We start from the raw sequence: 385 nt of genomic DNA on the forward strand, positions 1-385 counted from the left end.
GTCGATGGCGGTGCCCGGGTAGCGCTCGACGAAGGCGGCGGCGGCACGGGTCAGCCAGGCCTGGGCGAAGGACAGGCTGCTGGTGATGCGCAGGGTGCCGCGCGGGCTGTCGCGGCGGGTCTGGCCGGTGGCCTGCATGGCGTCGGCCACGGCGAGCATCTCGCGGCACTGCGGCAACAGCTCCGCGCCGGCGTCGGTCAGGCTCAGGCGGCGGGTGCTGCGGTGCAGCAGGCGTGCGCCGACCCACTCCTCCAACTCGGCGAGGTAGCGCGAGACCATCGCCCGGGACATGTCCAGACGCTCGGCGGCGGCGGTCTGGCTGCCGCTGTCGATGACCTCGACGAAGACGCGGGTGGCGGTCAGGCGGTCCATAATTCGCTCGATC

At 73.0% G+C, this 385-nt stretch carries 1 pseudogene; it reads right to left on the bottom strand.

Annotated elements, in window-relative coordinates:
- Positions 1-372: pseudogene (gene osaR / locus M8318_RS00140) on the bottom strand (oxidative stress response transcriptional regulator OsaR); the annotation flags it as partial.
- Between the last annotated feature and the right edge of the window lie 13 nt (positions 373-385).

The organism is Leclercia tamurae (assembly GCF_025566055.1).
GTDB lineage: Bacteria > Pseudomonadota > Gammaproteobacteria > Enterobacterales > Enterobacteriaceae > Enterobacter > Enterobacter tamurae.